The sequence below is a fragment of the Tropicimonas sp. IMCC34011 genome (assembly GCF_003390865.1).
Lineage (GTDB): Bacteria > Pseudomonadota > Alphaproteobacteria > Rhodobacterales > Rhodobacteraceae > Tropicimonas_B.
Genome location: NZ_QMEJ01000003.1, coordinates 24630 through 42014, shown reverse-complemented (window position 1 = coordinate 42014; position 17385 = coordinate 24630). Strand labels below are relative to the sequence as shown.

General features: G+C 64.1%; 15 protein-coding genes. 10 read left to right on the top strand and 5 right to left on the bottom strand.

The annotated features are described in order from the left end of the window. Positions 1-343: 343 nt before the first annotated feature. The 7 genes from hemJ (at position 344) to DQG15_RS09595 (ending at position 7670) form a co-directional block, all read left to right on the top strand. Positions 344-796: a protoporphyrinogen oxidase HemJ gene (hemJ, locus tag DQG15_RS09625; RefSeq protein WP_116084825.1), complete on the top strand. Its 453-nt coding sequence runs from the start codon at positions 344-346 to the stop codon at positions 794-796. Between the two features lie 126 nt (positions 797-922). Next, positions 923-2206: a transcription termination factor Rho gene (rho, locus tag DQG15_RS09620; RefSeq protein WP_116084824.1), complete on the top strand. Its 1284-nt coding sequence runs from the start codon at positions 923-925 to the stop codon at positions 2204-2206. Positions 2207-2210: 4 nt separating this feature from the next. Beyond that, entirely contained in the window at positions 2211-3503 is a 1293-nt protein-coding gene (mnmE, locus tag DQG15_RS09615; RefSeq protein WP_370454177.1) for a tRNA uridine-5-carboxymethylaminomethyl(34) synthesis GTPase MnmE, read from the top strand. A gap of 9 nt (positions 3504-3512) precedes the next feature. After that, the gene (mnmG, locus tag DQG15_RS09610) at positions 3513-5375 is read left to right on the top strand and encodes a tRNA uridine-5-carboxymethylaminomethyl(34) synthesis enzyme MnmG (RefSeq protein WP_198665121.1); all 1863 of its coding nucleotides are present in this window, start codon (positions 3513-3515) and stop codon (positions 5373-5375) included. Next, on the top strand, positions 5372-5968 hold the full coding sequence (gene rsmG, locus DQG15_RS09605; RefSeq protein WP_116084820.1) for a 16S rRNA (guanine(527)-N(7))-methyltransferase RsmG: 597 nt from the start codon (positions 5372-5374) through the stop codon (positions 5966-5968). The genes mnmG and rsmG overlap by 4 nt, the downstream gene beginning before the upstream one ends. 25 nt (positions 5969-5993) lie before the next feature. Continuing rightward, entirely contained in the window at positions 5994-6761 is a 768-nt protein-coding gene (locus DQG15_RS09600; protein ID WP_198665137.1) for a ParA family protein, read from the top strand. 9 nt (positions 6762-6770) lie between these two features. Continuing rightward, positions 6771-7670: a ParB/RepB/Spo0J family partition protein gene (locus DQG15_RS09595; RefSeq protein WP_116084817.1), complete on the top strand. Its 900-nt coding sequence runs from the start codon at positions 6771-6773 to the stop codon at positions 7668-7670. Here DQG15_RS09595 and DQG15_RS09590 read toward each other — a convergent pair. From DQG15_RS09590 to rph, 4 genes are read right to left on the bottom strand one after another with little or no spacing between them, the layout of a single operon-like run. Next, positions 7645-8004: a YbaN family protein gene (locus DQG15_RS09590; RefSeq protein WP_116084815.1), complete on the bottom strand. Its 360-nt coding sequence runs from the start codon at positions 8002-8004 to the stop codon at positions 7645-7647. The two genes, DQG15_RS09595 and DQG15_RS09590, sit on opposite strands and share 26 nt — an antisense overlap. A 4-nt stretch (positions 8005-8008) precedes the next feature. Continuing rightward, positions 8009-9160 carry a radical SAM family heme chaperone HemW gene (gene hemW / locus DQG15_RS09585; protein ID WP_116084814.1) on the bottom strand — a complete coding sequence of 384 codons (1152 nt, stop codon included), beginning with the start codon at positions 9158-9160 and terminating at the stop codon, positions 8009-8011. After that, positions 9153-9770 (bottom strand): non-canonical purine NTP pyrophosphatase, encoded by a 618-nt coding sequence (locus DQG15_RS09580; RefSeq protein WP_116084812.1) that lies wholly within the window; start codon positions 9768-9770, stop codon positions 9153-9155. Before DQG15_RS09580 ends, hemW begins: the two co-directional genes overlap by 8 nt. Beyond that, complete coding sequence (rph, locus tag DQG15_RS09575; protein WP_116084811.1) at positions 9767-10480, bottom strand: ribonuclease PH; 714 nt, start codon at positions 10478-10480, stop codon at positions 9767-9769. Before rph ends, DQG15_RS09580 begins: the two co-directional genes overlap by 4 nt. 158 nt (positions 10481-10638) lie before the next feature. Between rph and hrcA the strand changes: the two genes are divergently transcribed. Both hrcA and DQG15_RS09565 read left to right on the top strand, forming a co-directional pair. Further along, positions 10639-11706, top strand: coding sequence for a heat-inducible transcriptional repressor HrcA (gene hrcA / locus DQG15_RS09570; RefSeq protein WP_116084809.1), 1068 nt, complete (start codon positions 10639-10641; stop codon positions 11704-11706). A 9-nt stretch (positions 11707-11715) separates the two neighbouring features. Continuing rightward, positions 11716-12276 (top strand): nucleotide exchange factor GrpE, encoded by a 561-nt coding sequence (locus tag DQG15_RS09565; protein WP_116084807.1) that lies wholly within the window; start codon positions 11716-11718, stop codon positions 12274-12276. On the opposite strand, the gene mutS is transcribed toward DQG15_RS09565, so the two are convergent. Then, the gene (mutS, locus tag DQG15_RS09560; protein ID WP_116084806.1) at positions 12273-14915 is read right to left on the bottom strand and encodes a DNA mismatch repair protein MutS; all 2643 of its coding nucleotides are present in this window, start codon (positions 14913-14915) and stop codon (positions 12273-12275) included. The genes DQG15_RS09565 and mutS overlap by 4 nt on opposite strands. A 165-nt stretch (positions 14916-15080) precedes the next feature. Here mutS and DQG15_RS09555 point away from each other — a divergent pair, with 165 nt between their 5' ends. After that, positions 15081-17345 (top strand): NADP-dependent malic enzyme, encoded by a 2265-nt coding sequence (locus DQG15_RS09555; RefSeq protein WP_116084804.1) that lies wholly within the window; start codon positions 15081-15083, stop codon positions 17343-17345. Positions 17346-17385 lie beyond the last annotated feature (40 nt).

Sequence of the window (17385 nt, the reverse complement as noted above, 5' to 3'; positions counted from 1 at the left end):
GAGAAGGGAGCCTGAGAGCCCAAGTTGTCCTGTCTTAATGACTCTGTGCGACCCCGGTGGACGACTCGGAGCGCGTCCTGGATGTCCTGCACAGCGTTCCGCCAACATGTTAACGAAGTGTTAATCTACCAAGGGCTTGGAATCGCGGCGGAGTTTTACCCTTTGTCCCAGCCTGTGGATAAGATGCTCCCGAGTTGTCCGGGCTGTGGGGATGAGCCGATCCCCATCTGACTTATCCCGATGTTAGACCCCCCTATTACAACCACCCTTCTTTAATCTTTCTTTATTGAAGAGTAGCGAAGCCCCTTCACCGCAGCCGTGTACAAACGGACGAGGCCAACCGATGACCGATCTGCTCTCAGCCGCGTATCCATGGGTGAAATCCGCCCACGTCATCGCCGTCGTCGCGTGGATGGCGGGGCTGTTCTATCTGCCACGGCTTTTCGTCTACCACGTCGAGGCGGTGGAGACTGGCAGCGGGACCGACGCGCTCTTCCAGACCATGGAACGCCGGCTCCTCCGGGCGATCATGAACCCTGCGATGATCGCGACGTGGATCTTCGGGCTCTGCCTCGTCTTCACGCCGGGGATCGTGGACTGGTCGCAGGTCTGGCCATGGACGAAGGCGGCGGGCGTCTTGACGCTCACCTGGCTGCATCATTGGCTGGGGAAGCGCAGGAAGGATTTCGAGCGCGGTAAGAACCGTATCTCGGGGCGATCCTACAGGATGATGAACGAGCTGCCGACGCTCGCGCTCGTCGTCATCGTGGTCTCCGTCATCACCCGCTACGCGTGATTCCGTTGACAAGGCGGCCGGGGTTTCCTAGGTGCGAGCTGACGCGGCCGTCCGGCCGTTGCCTTTTCCTGCCAGAACCGATGTGCGCTGCCCGAATGTTCGGGACGCCCGGAGAGACGTGATCCCATGCTTGACGATGACACCCAAGAGTCGCTGACGCTCGCCGACCTGAAATCCAGGACGCCGGCGGACCTTCTCGCGATGGCCGAAGAGCTGGAGATCGACAACGCCTCCACGATGCGCAAGGGCGACATGATGTTCGCCATCCTCAAGGAACGCGCCGAGGACGGTTGGGAAATCTCCGGAGATGGCGTTCTCGAGGTGATGCAGGACGGCTTTGGCTTCCTCCGCTCCCCCGAGGCGAACTACCTCCCGGGTCCGGACGACATCTACGTCTCGCCCGAGATGATCCGCCAGCACGGCCTCCGCACGGGGGATACGGTGTACGGCGTCATCGCCGCCCCGCGGGAGAACGAGCGGTATTTCTGCCTGGTGCGAGTCGCGGAGATCAACTTCCAGCCGCCCGAGAACGCCCGGCACAAGATCAACTTCGACAACCTGACGCCGCTCTATCCCAACGAGCGGCTTCAGATGGAGCTGAGCGACCCGACGGTGAAGGATCGTTCCGCGCGTATCATCGATCTTGTTGCACCCATCGGGAAGGGCCAGCGAAGCCTCATCGTGGCGCCGCCGCGGACCGGCAAGACCGTCCTTCTGCAGAACATCGCCACGAGCATCGAGCAGAACCACCCGGAATGCTACCTGATCGTCCTTCTGATCGACGAGCGGCCCGAGGAAGTCACTGACATGCAGCGCTCGGTCAAGGGTGAGGTCATTTCATCGACCTTCGACGAGCCCGCCACGCGCCACGTCGCGGTGTCCGAAATGGTGATCGAGAAGGCCAAGCGGCTCGTCGAGCACAAGAGGGACGTCGTGATCCTTCTGGATTCGATCACGCGTCTCGGCCGCGCCTACAACACCGTCGTGCCGTCCTCCGGCAAGGTCCTTACGGGCGGTGTGGATGCCAATGCGCTCCAGCGCCCGAAGCGTTTCTTCGGCGCCGCCCGGAACATCGAGGAGGGCGGCTCGCTCACAATCATCGCAACCGCGCTGATCGATACGGGCAGCCGGATGGACGAGGTGATCTTCGAAGAGTTCAAGGGCACGGGTAACTCCGAGATCGTCCTTGATCGCAAGGTGTCCGACAAACGCGTCTTCCCGGCGATGGATATCCTGAAGTCCGGTACCCGGAAGGAAGAGCTTCTGACCGACAAGTCGGACCTCCAGAAGACCTTCGTGCTCCGGCGGATCCTGAACCCGATGGGCACCACGGATGCAATCGAGTTCCTGATTTCCAAGCTGAAGCAGACGAAGACGAACTCCGACTTCTTCGACTCCATGAATACCTGATTTGGTGGCGTCCTTGGGCGCAGATACTATATATGCTGTAGCCACGCCGCCAGGGCGATCGGGCGTTGCCGTGATCCGTGTCTCCGGACCGGATGCTTTCTCCGCATGTCGGGCGCTGGCCGGTGACGTCCCGGAGGCCCACCGTGCGCGTGTCCGTACGCTCCGGGAGGCGGGCAGGGTGTTAGATCAGGCCCTCGTCCTTACCTTTCCGCAAGGGGCAAGCTTCACCGGCGAAGACGTCGTGGAATTTCACACGCACGGCAGTATCGCCGTCATCCGTCTCGTGTCCGATGCGCTGTCGCGGATGGAGGGTCTGAGGCCCGCGGATGCGGGGGAATTCACCGGCCGCGCGCTCGAGAATGAACGTCTGGACCTGACGCGCGTCGAAGGTCTTTCCGATCTCCTCGAAGCCGAGACCGCGGAGCAGCACCGACTGGCAATGGCCACGTTCGGCGGCGATCTTTCCAATCAGGTCAGTTCCTGGCGGGAGCGGTTGGTGCAGGCCGCCGCCCTGATCGAAGCGTCTGTCGACTTCTCGGACGAAGAACTGCCGGAGGGGTTGATCGAGGGAGCGCTTTCAGAAGTAACCGCGTTGAAGGAAGCAATTCGGAGCGAGCTCGACGGCGTCTCTGCGCGGGAACGTATCCGGGACGGCTTCGAGGTCGCCATCGTCGGGGCTCCGAACGTCGGCAAGTCGACCTTGCTCAATCGGTTGGCCGGCCGCGATGCGGCTATCACCTCGTCAATCGCCGGGACGACGCGGGATGTGATCGAAGTACGTATGGACGTGGACGGACTGCCTGTCACGTTTCTAGATACCGCGGGGCTCCGGGATACGGACGACGAGGTCGAGCGGATCGGTGTTGCGCGCAGCAGGGCAAGAGCCGAACGCGCGGATCTTCGGATCTTTCTCGGCAGCGAGAGTGAGGGGGTAGAACGTCGGCCAGGCGACGTCGAAGCACTTGGCAAGGCTGATTTGGCGTCCGTATTCGACAGTCATGCTCTCCGTGTATCTGGCTTGACGGGGCAGGGGGTCGAGGAGCTTCTGTCCTTGGTCTCGAATGAACTTGGGCAGAGGATTGCGGGCACGGGCTTGGCCTCCCGAGAGCGTCATCGTCGCGCGTTGGAAGATGGTCTCGTTTCGCTCGAATCCGCCATGACGCGGTCGGCCGCTCATATCGAGCTGATCGGCGAAGATCTGCGAAATGCCGCCCATGCCCTCGATTGCCTGCTTGGTCGCATCGGGGTAGAAGACCTTCTGGACAAGATATTCTCATCGTTCTGCATCGGAAAGTAGGTGTTTCACGTGAAACATTTCGACATTCTTGTTGTGGGTGGCGGTCACGCCGGCGTCGAGGCCGCTGCGGCTGCTGGCCGTATGGGCGCAAATGTGGCTCTGATCACGATGCGTCGCTCGGACATCGGCGTGATGTCCTGCAACCCTGCAATTGGCGGATTGGGGAAGGGCCACCTCGTTCGAGAGATTGATGCACTTGGCGGGATCATGGCCGAAGCGGGAGACCGTGGGGCGATCCAATATCGGCTGCTGAACCGACGCAAGGGTCCCGCCGTTCAGGGGCCGCGGACGCAGGCTGATCGGAAACAGTTCCGCGCAGCGACGTCCGCGCTCCTAGATGCCACGCCCGGTGTGACGCTGATTGAAGGCGAGGTTGTCGACCTTTCGATCAAAGACGGTGCTGCTCGGGTCGTCCTGGCGGATGACAGCGAGATCAACGGACGCGCCATCGTTCTCACAACCGGAACTTTCCTCAACGGCGTGGTTCACATCGGAGACGTGTCCTATCCAGCCGGTCGCGCGGATTCGCCCGCGTCTCAACGTCTCGCGTCCCTCATCCGTGACCACGACCTGCCCGTCGGGCGCCTAAAAACCGGGACGCCACCGCGGCTAGATGGGCGCACCATTCGCTGGGACGATCTGGAGAAGCAGCCGGGTGACGAGGTTCCGACGTACCTTTCGTTCCGCACTGCAAAAACGCATCTGCGGCAGGTTTCGTGCGGCATCACCCACACGAACCCGAAGACCCACGACATCATACGTGCAAATCTCGATCGATCGGCTATGTATGGCGGGCACATTGAAAGCGTGGGGCCACGCTACTGCCCGTCCATCGAAGACAAAGTCGTCCGGTTCGGGGACAAGGACTCGCACCAGATTTTTCTTGAGCCCGAGGGTCTCGACGATCCGACCGTTTATCCGAACGGAATCTCGACCTCGCTCCCTGAGGACGTCCAGCTGGACTACGTCCGCTCCATCGTCGGACTGGAACAGGTCGAAGTGCTCCGGCCGGGATATGCGATCGAATACGATTACGTCGATCCAAGAGCACTGACCCGCGGCCTGATGGTTCGCAATCTCCCGGGCTTGTTTTTGGCCGGTCAGATTAATGGAACGACGGGATACGAGGAGGCCGGGGCCCAGGGTCTCATGGCGGGTCTCAATGCTGTTCGCTACGTCCGGCAGGAGAATCACGCCGTTCTGTCGAGATCCGAAGCTTATATCGGAGTTTTGATCGACGACCTAGTGACGCAAGGGGTGACCGAACCTTACCGGATGTTCACCTCGCGCGCGGAGTTTCGCCTCAACCTACGCGCGGACAACGCAGATCAACGCCTCACCGAGAAGGGTCGCTCGCTTGGATTAATAAGCGATACGCTGATCGAAGCATGGGATCGTAAGCGGGGAATGCTCGATGCGGGGCGGGATGCCCTACGGGCCCGTTCACTGAGCGCGACCGAGGCTGCGAGTATTACCGGCGGCAAACCCGGGCCGGCGAGACGCTCTCTCTGGGAGATGTTGGGTCAGACGCCACTGGACGAGTTGACCGAAAGGGGCGTGGAGGTCCCGCAGGAGGCGGCCCCCGTGATTGAGTTCTTGGCCGCGGAAGCTCTGTATGAGCCGTATATCGAGCGGCAGATGCGCGATCAGCAGGCTCTGCAGCGCGAAGAGGGACTCCGGATTCCCGCCGATCTTGATTACGACACCATGTCTGGCCTCACGTCGGAGCTGCGATCGAAGTTGAAGGCGGCTCGGCCGGAAACTCTGGGGCAGGCCGGACGGATCTCCGGCATAACGCCGGCCGCTCTCTCGCTCATCCTTGCACGACTGCGCCGGCGCCAGGCGATTGATGGGCTGGCCCACAGCGCATGACGTACGCAATCGATGTTTCACGTGAAACAGAATCTCGGCTAGACGCCTTCTCTGAGCTTCTGCTCAAGTGGAACCGTACAATTAACCTGATCGGGCGAGCCAGTGAGCCAGAAGTCGCAACAAGGCACATTGAAGACTCACTTCAGCTGATCGATCACATACCCGCCGATGCCGGAACGTGGATTGATCTTGGTTCCGGTGGTGGATTTCCTGCCATTCCGTGCGCGATCGCAATGCAGAACCCCCCACAGATCACGTTGGTCGAGTCGGACAAGCGCAAGGCGGCCTTCCTACTGACCGCCGCTCGCACCTTCCAACTTCCGATCAAGGTCGAGGCAAAACGCGTCGAGGATCTGCACGTTGCCGGGTATGATATCCTGTCCGCGCGCGCGCTCGCACCGCTGACAGAGCTTCTGACCCTCAGCGAGCATCTTCGCCATGATAGTACGGTTTGTCTCTTTCCCAAGGGGGCCAAGGCGCACGACGAAATCGGCATCGCGCGGGAGACGTGGCGCTTCAATCTGAGCACCTACCCCTCTATAACCAATGAAAACGCCTCGATCCTGATCGTGAAGGACATCGAACGTGCCTGAGCAGCCCATCCGCAAGCCGAAAATCATGGCAGTTGCCAACCAGAAAGGTGGCGTCGGAAAGACCACTACGGCGATCAACCTGTCGGCCGCGCTCGCGCGTCTGGGCAAGCGCGTCCTGATTCTCGACCTTGATCCCCAGGGCAACGCCTCGACCGGGCTCGGAATCCAGCCGAGCAGCCGCCAGCACACGACGTTCGACCTTCTGATGGGGGACCGAACGCTCGCGGAGATCGCGCTGCCGACGCAGGTGGACAACCTGATGATCGCGCCCGCAACGCAGGATCTGGCGTCCGCCGATATCGAACTCGGCCAGCGGGAGGGCCGGATCCGTCTGCTGCGCAAAGCCTTGGTGGGGCAGGCGAGCGAGCCTTACGATCACATCCTGGTCGATTGTCCTCCTTCACTAAATCTTCTGACCGTCAATGCCATGGTCGCTGCCCATTCAGTTCTCGTTCCCCTTCAGAGCGAATTCTTCGCGCTCGAAGGTCTCTCGCAACTCATGCTGACATTGAAGCAGATACGGCAGTCCGCAAATCCGGCTCTCAGAACCGAGGGCATCGTTCTGACGATGTATGACGGTCGCAATCGCCTGTCTCAGCAGGTCGAGCAGGACGCCCGGGATGCGCTTGGCGATCTCGTGTTCCGGACCCGCGTCCCTCGGAACGTGCGCATCAGCGAGGCGCCGAGCTATGCGATGCCGGTTCTAGACTACGATCCCGTTTCGAAAGGCAGTCAGGCTTATCTGGCGCTGGCCGAAGAGCTTTTGGAACGCAACGCCCCAATTGCGGCATAGGTAAATAAGATGAGCAAAAACAGAGGCTTGGGCCGGGGCCTGTCCGCGTTGATGGCGGAGGTTCCGGTTGATGAAGATACAGCGACCGGGTCGCCCGAGAAGGTTCAAACGGCCGACCGGACCGTTCCGATCGAAGCAGTCGAGCCGAACCCAGACCAGCCCCGGAAAGATTTCAAGCGTGATGCCCTCGAGGATCTCGCAAGTTCGATCCGCGCGAAGGGCATCCTTCAACCGCTGATCGTCCGCCCAAGCCCGCGAGCGTCCGGAAAGTTTGAGATCGTCGCAGGCGAACGCCGTTGGCGCGCCGCGCAGCTTGCGAAGCTTCACGAGGTCCCGATCATCGAGCGGGAGCTGGACGACCTTGCGGTGCTCGAGATCGCGATCATCGAAAACGTTCAGCGCGCGGACCTGAACCCAGTAGAGGAAGGGTTAGGCTACCGTGCCTTGATCGACAGGTTCGGACATACGCAGGAGAAGCTCGCAAGTTCGCTTGGCAAGAGCCGCTCGCATATCGCCAACTCGATGCGCCTTCTGAACCTTCCCGACGAGGTTCTTTCGATGGTGCGGGATGGCTCGCTGACGTCTGGCCACGCCCGCGCTTTGATTACCGCGGACAATCCTGCGGAACTTGCGCGGAAGGTGATCGCCAAGGGCCTGTCCGTGCGCGAAACGGAACGGCTTGCAAAGGCCGAGGCGCCTGCCAAGCAGAAGGCGCGTTCCTCTGCCAAGGTCGAGAAGGATGCCGACACCCAGGCGCTGGAATCCGACCTGTCTGCCAACCTCGGGCTGAAGGTCGACATCCGACATCAGGATGGCGACGGGGGAGGGTCCTTGACGCTGAACTATCGCAATCTCGACCAGCTGGACGCTCTTTGCAGGATCCTCAGCTCGGCCCCCCTGGGCGAGTGAGGATGAAGAGGGCACCGATTGCCATGAGGCTGCCCTGTAGAGCGATGGCGTAGGCCGGCAGGCCGATGATGATCGAAAACGCGAGTACGGCCAACATCGAGCCGATCGCGAAGGCCTTGGCGCGCCTCGAGATCGCGCCATGTGCCTCCCAGTTCCGTATCGGTGGTCCGAAGTGCCTGTGCTCCGTCAGCCAGCGGTGGAGGCGCGGGGAGGAGCGGGAGAAGCAAAGTGCCGCAAGAAGCAGGAAGGGTGTCGCCGGAAGTAGCGGCAGGACGACGCCGAGGATCGCGAGTATCATCGCGGTCCATCCGGCAAGGATCCACACAGCCTTCATTGCACTATTCCAGCAACAGCTCCGACACCACGCGGTTCAGGACCATGCGGCCAGCTTCTGTGACCGCAAGGCGTGAGCCCGATCGCTCAACCAAGCCATAGCCTTCGAGGTCCGTCAGACGGTTGGCATCCAGCGGACGCCCGGCCATGCTCTCCAGCCTCGTGAGCGATATCCCGTCCCGGAGGCGCAAGCCCATCATGAGATACTCGTTCGCCCGGTCTAGGCTGCTCAGCAAGTGACGGGATTCATGTCGTCCGTCGGGCACGCCGGCAAGCCAGTCCTTCGGCAAGAGCGTTTGTTCCGTCGCGATCCGTTCACCGCCAAGCGTGAGCCGACCGTGAGCGCCCGGACCGATCCCGCCCCAGTCGCCGGCGTTCCAGTAGATCAGATTATGGGTCGAACGGGCGCCGTCACGAGCGAAATTCGACACTTCGTAGGCCTCGAAGCCGTGTTCAGCACAAAGCTCGGCGGTCGCTTCGTAAAGGTCCGCGCCCAGATCCTCGTCCGGAAGACCCTTTAGTCCACCGGCTTGTTTGCGATCCCAGAAGGCCGTGCCCGGCTCGATGGTCAGTTGGTAGAGCGAGAGGTGGTCCGTACCCAGGTCCAAACCGCGCAGGAGTTCGTCCCGCCAGTCGGAGAGGGACTGGCCCTGTCGAGCGTAGATCAGATCGAAGGACACGCGGTCGAACGTGCTCCGCGCCACCTCCAACGCGGCGAGCGCTTCGTCCTTGCTGTGGAGCCGTCCGAGAGCCTTCAGCGATGCATCGTCGAGCGCCTGAACGCCGACGGAGACGCGGTTTACCCCGGCTTCCCTGTAGCCGGCAAAGCGCGCGGCCTCGACCGATGTCGGGTTCGCTTCAAGCGTCACCTCCCAGTCATTGGCCACAGACCAGCCGGCGCGGACAGCATCGAGGATTGCCTGGACGGTGGCAGGCTCCATGAGTGACGGTGTTCCGCCCCCAAAATAGACACTATCAAGGCGTTGGTCGCCCGTCTCGGCGGCCAGACGGGCGATCTCCCGGACGTACGCATCCGCCCACGCCCCATGGTCCACCGTTCGTGTGACGTGGGAGTTGAAGTCGCAATACGGGCATTTGGCCGCACAGAATGGCCAGTGGATATATAGTCCGAACCCGCCTTCGACGATCTCAGCCAAAATGCGCTTTCACCAGCTTTGCGAAGGCGTCCGCCCTGTGGCTGACCTCTGCCTTCCGGTCCGGGTCCATCTCCCCGAACGTCATGGTTTCACCGTCCATGACAAAGATCGGGTCGTATCCATGCCCGTTCTCTCCGCGGGGTGGCCATTCGAGGTGCCCGCTGACGGTCCCTTCGACCAGCGACGTCACGCCATCAGGCCACGCAAGACACAGCGTGCAATGGAACGCGGCGGCGGGGAGGTGCTCCGCGCCCTTCTCCGCACAGGCCTTGCGGACCTTTTCCATCGCCATGGCAAAGTCCCGGCCGTCCGGTGTTTCCGCCCAATCGGCGGTATAGACGCCGGGCTCGCCCCCGAGAGGCTCCACGCTGAGGCCGCTGTCGTCGGCGAGGGCGGGAAGGCCGCTGGCTTCGGCGCCCGCAAGCGCCTTGATCCGGGCGTTCTCGGCAAAGGTCGTGCCTGTTTCGTCGGGCACCGGGAGACCCAGATCCCCGGCGGTCACGACCTCCGTGCCATAGGGCGCGAGAAGCGCGGAGATCTCGGCGGCCTTGCCCGCGTTGTGAGTGGCGAGGAGGAGCCGCTCCGCTCCGATCTTCCGCGCGACGCTCATCGGCCGGTCGCCGCGTTCTGGGCCTTCACCAGCTCGGCGATGCCGCCCTCGGCGAGACCGAGAAGCGCGTCCAGTTCGTCGCGCGAGAAGGTTGCGCCCTCGGCGGAGGCCTGAAGCTCGATCAGGCGGCCCTTGCCGGTCATGACGAAGTTGCCGTCGGTCCCCGCTTCGCTGTCCTCGGCATAGTCCAGATCGGCGACCGGCTGACCGCCGTATATGCCGCAGGAGATGGCGGCGACGTTGTCCGTCATCGGGTCCGTCGTGATCAGCTTCTTGTCCATGAGCTTGTCGATGGCGAGCCGCAGGGCAACCCAGCCGCCGGTGATGGAGGCGCAGCGCGTGCCACCGTCGGCCTGGATGACGTCGCAGTCGACCGTGATCTGGCGTTCACCGAGCGCGACCCGGTCGATGCCGGCGCGCAGGGCGCGGCCGATCAGGCGTTGAATCTCCTGCGTCCTGCCGGACTGACCGTTCTTCGCCTCGCGGCGCCCGCGGGTATGCGTCGCGCGGGGCAACATGCCGTACTCCGCCGTCACCCACCCGAGGCCGCTGTTCCTCATGAAGGGCGGCACGCGGTCCTCGATGGACGCGGTGCACAGCACGTGCGTGTCGCCCATCCGGATCAGGCAGGAGCCTTCGGCGTGGAGCGTGAAGTTCGTCTCGATGCTGACGGGGCGGATCTGGTCGAGGGACCGGCCGGAAGGACGCATGTCTGGGGCTCCTGATGTCTCGCTGGCGCCGCTCTTCTGACACCAAGGCGGCACGGGGGAAACCCCTCGTGCGGCTCCGGATACCTTGCGCCCGGCGACGCGAGACCCCAAGATTCGTGAGGTCATGCCACGCCATATACGGAGGAAATCGACGTCTCATGGGCGACGCATCCACCCTGCTCTCAGAAATGAACGACCGCTCCCGGGAAGTCTTCCGGCGTGTCGTCGAATCCTACCTTGCCTCGGGGGAGCCTGTCGGCTCGCGGACGCTGACGCGCCATCTGACCGAGAAGGTCTCCGCCGCGACGATCCGCAACGTGATGCAGGATCTCGAATATCTGGGGCTGCTCAATTCGCCGCATGTCTCCGCCGGACGCGTTCCGACCCAGCTTGGCCTGCGGCTGTTCGTGGACGGGCTTCTGGAAATGCGCGAGCCGGACGGATCAGACCGCGAGCGGCTCGACGCCACGCTCGGGAACAATTCGCACGATCTCGCTGATGTGATGTCCCGCATCGGGCTTGCGTTGTCGGGCGCGACGCAGGGCGCAAGCCTCGTCCTCGCGCCCAAGCACGAAGCGCCGATCCGACATATCGAGTTTGTTCAGCTCGGCCACGATCGAGGGCTCGTCGTTCTCGTCTTCGCCGACGGACATGTGGAGAATCGCCTCTTCGCGCCGCCGCCGGGACAGACGCCGTCCTCCATGCGGGAGGCAGCGAATTTTCTGAATGCGCTGATCGAGGGCAGAACCCTCACCGAAGTCCGGGGCATGATGGAAAAGGAGATCGCAGCGCGCCGGCAGGAGATCGACGGCCTCGCGAGGGACCTGATCGAAAGCGGCCTCGCCGCCTGGTCCGAGGATCCGGGCGGCTCTTCCGATCGCCTCATCGTGCGGGGCCGCGCACATCTGCTCGGGGAGGGGACGGCACCGGAGGAGCTGGAGCGAATCAAGGACCTGTTCGACGAGCTGGAGCGCAAGCGGGATATAGCCGAGTTCCTGTCCCTGGCGGAGCACGGTGACGGCGTGCGGATTTTCATCGGCTCGGAGAACAAACTCTTCTCACTTTCGGGTTCCTCTCTGGTGGTCTCTCCATATATGAACAACGACCGAAAGATCGTGGGGGCCGTCGGCGTGATCGGACCGACGCGGCTCAATTATGGCCGCATCGTTCCGATCGTGGACTATACCGCCCAGCTTCTTGGGCGGCTGATGGCGGACCGGACATAAGGACTTGGAATGTCGAATTCGGAAAAGCACCAGACGTTGGACGAAATGATGAACGAGACACCGGAAGAGCCCGGGGCCGAACCGCCCCTGGACGCGCCGGCGGATGACGAGGTGGAGACGCTGCGGGCGGAGCGCGACGAGATGCGCGACCGCTTCATGCGCGCGCTTGCCGATGCCGAGAACGCCCGGAAGCGCTCCGAGCGGGATCGCAAGGAGGCCGAGAATTACGGTGGCTCCAAGCTGTCGCGGGATATCCTGCCGGTCTATGACAACCTGCGCCGCGCGGTCGATACGGTGACGGAGGAGCAGCGCGAGGCGAACAAGGCGCTGATCGAGGGTGTCGAGCTGACGATGAAGGAGCTGATCTCGGTCTTCTCGAAGCACGGCATCGTCCCGATCGAGCCCGAGACCGGCGAGAAGTTCGACCCGAACCAGCATCAGGCGATGTTCGAAGCCCCCGTGCCTGACACGAAGGCCGGCGAGATCATCCAGGTGATGGCGACCGGCTTCATGCTGCACGACCGCCTCTTGCGCCCCGCTCAGGTCGGCGTGTCGTCCAATCCGGGCTAAGCGTCCGGATCTGCGAGCGCCCGAAGCTCGTAGACCAGATCAAGCGCCTCTCGCGGGCTCAGATTGTCGGGAGAGATCCCGGCAATCCGCTCGAGAAGCGGCGAGGCTTCGGGGCGCGGGGCAGGAGCCGGCCTTGGCGGCGCCGCCGAGAACAGCGGCAGATCGTCGATCATCGCGCCCGGCTTGTGCCCCGCTTCCCTGTCCCCGGCTTCGAGCCGTTCGAGGACCTCGCTCGCCCGTGCCACGACAGAGGCCGGAAGGCCAGCGAGACGCCCGACCTGAACGCCGTAGGACCGGTCCGCAGCGCCGTCCCGGACCTCGTGCAGGAAGATGACCTCTCCCTCCCATTCCTTGACCGCCACGGTCGCATTGCGCAGCCCCGGCAGCTTCGACGCCAGGGCCGTCAGCTCGTGGTAGTGAGTGGCGAAGAGGGCGCGGCAGCCGTTCACCTCGTGCAGATGCTCGAGCGTCGCCCAGGCGATCGAGAGGCCGTCATAGGTGGCCGTGCCGCGGCCTATCTCGTCGAGAATGACGAGGGCGCGCTCGTCGGCCTGATTGAGGATCGCGGCGGTCTCGACCATTTCGACCATGAAGGTGGAGCGGCCGCGCGCCAGATCGTCCGCCGCCCCGACGCGGGAAAACAGGCTCGATACAAGGCCGATATGGGCGCTCGAGGCCGGAACGTAGCTGCCCGCCTGTGCCAGGAGGGCGATAAGGGCGTTCTGCCGGAGCCACGTGGATTTACCGGCCATGTTCGGACCGGTCAGGAGCCGGATCGTCGCGCCGTCCTCGGCCGTGAGATCGCAGTCATTCGCGACAAAGCTTTCGCCGGAGCGCTTGAGCGCGCGTTCGACCACCGGATGCCGCCCATCCGCGATATCGAACGCGCGGCTGTCGTCGACTCTAGGGCGGGACCAGTTCTCCCCGCGCGCAAGGTCGGCCAGCGCAGCGGCGACGTCGATCTCCGCCAGGGCCCGGGCTGCGGTGCCGATGGCGGGCGCGGCGTCGATGACGGCTTTGCGGAGGGTCTCGAAGATCCGTTTCTCCGTCTCCAGCGCGCGCCCGCCTGCATTGAGGATACGCGTCTCCAGTTCGGAAAGCTCCGTCGTGGTGAAGCGAACGGCGCTGGCCGTGGTCTGGCGGTGGATGAAGCGGCTCGCTTCGGGGCTCGCCCGGAGGCGTTCGGCATGGGCCGCGGTGGTCTCGATGAAGTAGCCGAGGACGTTGTTGTGCTTGATCTTCAGGGACGCGATGCCGGTTGCCTCGGCATACTCCGCCTGCATCCCGGCGATCACGCCACGGCCCTCGTCCCGAAGGGTGCGAGCCTCGTCGAGGTCTGAGTCATAGCCGGGCGCGATCATGCCGCCGTCCCGTGCGAGGAGGGGCGGCTCGGCGACGAGGGCCGCATCCAGAAGGTCGATCAGCTCGCCATGCCCATGGAGAGCGCCGGCCTGCTCCTTGAGAAGCTCGGGCGCGTCTTCGAGGTGCGGCGACAGGGCTTCGCCCTGTGTGAGGCCCGCGCGAATGGCGGCAAGGTCCCTCGGGCCGCCACGGTCGAGCGCGAGTCGCGACAGGGCACGGTCCATGTCCGGCACCTTTCCAAGGGCGCTCCGCAGCTTTTCCGCCCGCCCGGTGTCCTCGCAGAACCAGCTCACCGCATCGAGCCGCGCCGCGATTGTCGCCACGGTGCGGGACGGCGCGGAGATCCGGCGTTCGAGGAGGCGGGCGCCCGGCGCCGTGAGCGTACGGTCGATCGTTGCCAGCAGAGAGCCGTCCCGTCGCCCGTCCGGGCCGCGCACGAGTTCGAGGTTCCGCCGGGTGGCCGCGTCGATCTGCATCGTCTGCGCGCCCGATTCACGAAGCGGCGCGCGCAGGAGCGGAAGCCTGCCGCGTTGGGTGATTTCGAGATAGGAGACGACAGCCCCGAGCGCCCCCAGTTCCGCCCGCCCGAACGTCCCGAACGCGGCCAGATCGCCGACCTTGTAGAGCGCCTTGAGCCGCGCCTCGGCGCCCGAGCTGTCGAAGGCGGACCGGGCGATGGGGGTCAGGGCGGCGCCGCTGTCCTCCACGATCTCGGCCAGTTCGGTCCCGGTGCCGTCCATGACAAGGACCTCGCGTGGCCCGAGCCGGGCGAGTTCAGGACCGAGACGCACGGCGGGGCAGGGCGCAACGCGGATCTCGCCTGTCGAGATATCCGCCCAGGTGAGAGCGCCTTCCCCGCGGATCTCCGTCCAGGCGGCGAGGAAGTTATGCCGCCGTGCCTCGAGAAGCGTGTCCTCGGTCAGGGTGCCGGGGGTCACGAGGCGCACCACGTCGCGCTTCACCACTGATTTGGACCCGCGCTTCTTCGCCTCTGCGGGATCTTCCATCTGCTCGCAGACGGCCACTCGGAACCCCTTGCGGATTAGCGTGAGAAGGTAGCTCTCCGCCGAATGGGCAGGCACGCCGCACATCTCGATGTCGCGGCCGTCATGCTTGCCCCGCTTGGTGAGGGCGATGTCGAGGGCGGACGCGGCGGCGATCGCGTCCTCGAAGAACATCTCGTAGAAGTCGCCCATCCGGTAGAACAGCAGGGTCCCGGGATTGGCGGCCTTCAGGTCGAGATACTGGGCCATCATCGGCGTGATTTGCGCGGTCATCTCGCCTCCATTGCAGCGAGGCGCACCTTACCGCGTCCCGGCTTCCGGTTTGAAGGCATCACACGCGATTTCTGGCTATGTCGGCACGAGATAAGTGCCTTCCCCGACGGCCGATCTGCGGTATGACGGTGGTCCTGAGCACCGATGGGAGGAGCCGGTAGGCCAATGTCGAAATCGAGGATCACGCGCGAAGAGGCACTGACGTTTCACCTCGAGCCGGTGCCCGGCAAGCTCGAAATCAACGCCACGGTGCCGATGACCACGCAGCGGGACCTCTCGCTCGCCTATTCTCCGGGTGTCGCCGTGCCGTGCGAGGAGATCGCGGCGAACCCCGAGACCGCCTACGACTACACGGCCAAGGGCAACCTCGTCGCCGTCATCTCGAACGGTACGGCCGTTCTCGGCCTCGGAAACCTCGGCGCTCTCGCCTCGAAGCCGGTGATGGAAGGCAAGTCCGTCCTCTTCAAACGCTTCGCCGACGTGAACTCCATAGACCTGGAACTCGATACGGAGGATCCGGAGGCGTTCATCGCGGCGGTGAAGCTGATGGGTCCCTCCTTCGGCGGCATCAACCTCGAAGACATCAAGGCGCCCGAGTGCTTCATCATCGAGCAGCGCCTCAAGGAAGAGATGGACATCCCCGTCTTCCATGACGACCAGCACGGCACCGCCGTGATCTGTGCGGCCGGCCTCATCAATGCGCTGCATCTGACCGGCAAGAAGCTGGAGGAGTGCCGCATCGTCCTGAACGGTGCGGGTGCGGCGGGGATCGCCTGCCTCGAACTGATCAAGGCAATGGGCGCGAAGCACGACAATTGCATCATGTGCGATACGAAGGGCGTCATCTACCAGGGGCGCACGGACGGCATGAACCAGTGGAAGAGCGCCCATGCCGCGCGGACCGACCTGCGCACTCTCGAAGAGGCGATGGACGGGGCGGACGTGTTTCTCGGGGTGTCCGTCAAAGGTGCGGTGACACAGCAAATGGTCGCCAGCATGGCGGAGAACCCGGTGATCTTCGCGATGGCGAATCCCGATCCCGAAATCACCGCCGAGGATGCTCACGAGGTCCGACCCGACGCAATCGTCGCGACTGGCCGCTCGGATTATCCCAACCAGGTCAACAACGTCCTCGGGTTTCCCTACCTCTTTCGCGGTGCGCTCGACATCAACGCGACGGCGATCAACGACGAGATGAAGATCGCCTGCGCCGAGGCTCTGGCGGAACTCGCGCGGGAGGACGTCCCCGACGAGGTTGCCATCGCCTACGGGCGCAAGCTCTCCTTCGGTCGCGATTACATCATTCCCACGCCGTTCGATCCCCGTCTGATCTGGCGTGTGCCGCCGGCCGTCGCGGAAGCGGGCATGGCAACCCGTGTCGCCCGCCGCCCCATCGTCGACATGGACGGCTATCGCCACACGCTACAGGCCCGGATGGACCCGACCGCCTCGGTCCTGTCCTCCATCGCGGCACGGGCACGCGCGGCGCAGGCGCGGATGATCTTCGCGGAGGGAGACGATCTTCGGGTGTTGCGCGCCGCGATCGCCTATCAGCGCGCCGGTCTCGGCAAGGCGCTGGTCGTCGGGCGCGAGCCTGACGTCCGGGAGAAGCTGGAGACGGCGGGCCTCGGCGAAGCCGTCCGTGAGCTGGAGGTGGTGAACGCCGCCAACACGCGGCATCTCGATACCTACAAGTCCTTCCTCTACGAGCGGCTCCAGCGGCAGGGCTACGATGCGCAGGACGTCCACCGCCTCGCCGCGCGGGACCGGCATGTCTTCTCGGCCCTGATGCTGGCCCATGGTCACGGCGACGGCCTCGTGACGGGCGCCACCCGCAAGTCGGCCCACGCGCTCCGGCAGATTTCTATGGTCTACGACACGACGACGGCGGCCGGCGTCGCCGGCGTGACGGCGGTTCTTCATCGAGGTCGCATCGTGCTGATCTCGGATACCCTCGTCGCCGAATGGCCGGACGAGAAGGACCTTGCGATCATCGCCCAGCGTGCCGCAGAGGTCGCCCGCGGGCTCGGTCTCGAGCCGCGCGTCGCGTTCGTCAGCTTCTCGACCTTCGGCTATCCCGTCTCGGAGCGGGCCGAGAAGATGACGCTGGCCTCGAAGGTGCTCGACGCAAAGGGTGTCGATTTCGAGTACGAGGGCGAGATGACCGTGGACGTCGCGCTGAACCCCGAGCAGATGCGCGCCTATCCGTTCAGCCGGCTGACCGGGCCCGCGAACGTCCTCGTCGTGCCCGCGCGGCACTCGGCGTCCATCTCTGTCAAGCTGATGCAGGAAATGGCCGGGGCGACCGTGGTGGGCCCGATCCTCGCGGGGCTCGATGCGTCGATCCAGATCTGCTCGACCGGTTCCACCGTGAACGACATCTACAACATGGCTGCCATCGCGGCCTGCAAGATCGGTGTCGCCCCCTAGTCGCCATGAAGAAAGGCCCGCGCCGACCATCCGGCGCGGG